This is a genomic window from Arthrobacter pityocampae (assembly GCF_002927275.1).
Lineage (GTDB): Bacteria > Actinomycetota > Actinomycetes > Actinomycetales > Micrococcaceae > Arthrobacter_D > Arthrobacter_D pityocampae.
In genome coordinates this window covers 1-1,134 of record NZ_PRKW01000033.1, presented here as the reverse complement: position 1 = coordinate 1,134, position 1,134 = coordinate 1, and the positions used below count along the sequence as shown (strand labels likewise).

The 1,134-nt window shown below is 66.5% G+C and carries 2 protein-coding genes; both read right to left on the bottom strand.

Annotated features, from left to right (window positions below):
• Positions 1-920 (bottom strand): FMN-dependent L-lactate dehydrogenase LldD (gene lldD, locus C4K88_RS18140; protein ID WP_104122822.1); only part of this gene is annotated, 920 nt, incomplete at its 3' end.
• A 63-nt stretch (positions 921-983) separates the two neighbouring features.
• On the bottom strand, positions 984-1,134 hold a 151-nt coding region (locus tag C4K88_RS18135; protein ID WP_146065747.1), incomplete at its 5' end, for an L-lactate permease.

Sequence of the window (1,134 nt, the reverse complement as noted above, 5' to 3'; positions counted from 1 at the left end):
GAGTCGGCCAGAATCTTCAGGTCACCTTTGCCGGCGTCGGCAATGGCCGGCAGTGCGCGGGCGCTGGACAGCACGCCATCGAGCTGGCGGCCACCGTGGTCGGACACCACGATGCCGTCGGCGCCGAACTTGACCGCATCGCGGGCGTCATCGGCATCCAGAATGCCCTTGATGATCATCGGGCCGTCCCAGTACTCGCGGATCCACTCCAGGTCTTTCCAGGAGATGGACGGGTCGAAGTTGTTACCCAGCCAGCCGATATAGTCGGCCAGGCCGGTGGGGTTGCCGCGGTACTTGGAGATGTTGCCCAGGTCGTGCGGGCGGCCCATCACCCCCACATCCCACGCCCACTCGGGGTGGGTCATGGCTTGCAGCACGCGGCGCAGCGGGCCGTTGCGGCCGCTCATGCCCGAGTGGGCATCGCGGTAGCGGGCGCCGGGTACGGGCATGTCGACGGTGAACACCAGGGTTTTGACACCGGCGGCCTTGGCCCGCTCCAGGGCGTTGCGCATGAAGCCGCGGTCCTTCAGCACGTACAGCTGGAACCACATCGGCCGGTCGATGGCCGGGGCCACTTCTTCGATCGGGCACACCGACACGGTCGACATCGTGAACGGGATGCCGTGGGCCGCCGCTGCACGTGCCGCCTGCACTTCGCCACGGCGGGCGTACATGCCGGTGAGGCCGACCGGGGCCAGGGCCACCGGCATGCTCAGGGTTTCGTCGAACAGCTTGGTTTCCAGGCTGAGCTCGGACATGTTGTTCAGCACGCGCTGGCGCAGCGCAATACCGGCCAGGTCCGACACGTTGTGGCGCAGGGTGTGCTCGGCGTAGGCGCCGCCGTCGGCGTAGTGGAACAGGAAAGGAGGCAGCTTGCGTTGGGCCGCGGCGCGATAGTCGGTAGAGGCAGAAATGATCATGGATTCTCGCAGCGTTGCTTGTGGGGAGTGCCGGGCACGCGATGGCGCCCGGCCCCTTTCACTTTAGTGATGAACCAGCATGCCGGTCAGCCAGTAAGCCTGCACCAAGGTGATCAGGCCCACGATGGTGGCAAAGAACAGGCTGTGCTTGACGGTGAAGCGGAACAGGTCGGACTCCTTGCCCACCAGGCCGGTGGCGGCGCAGGCCACGGCA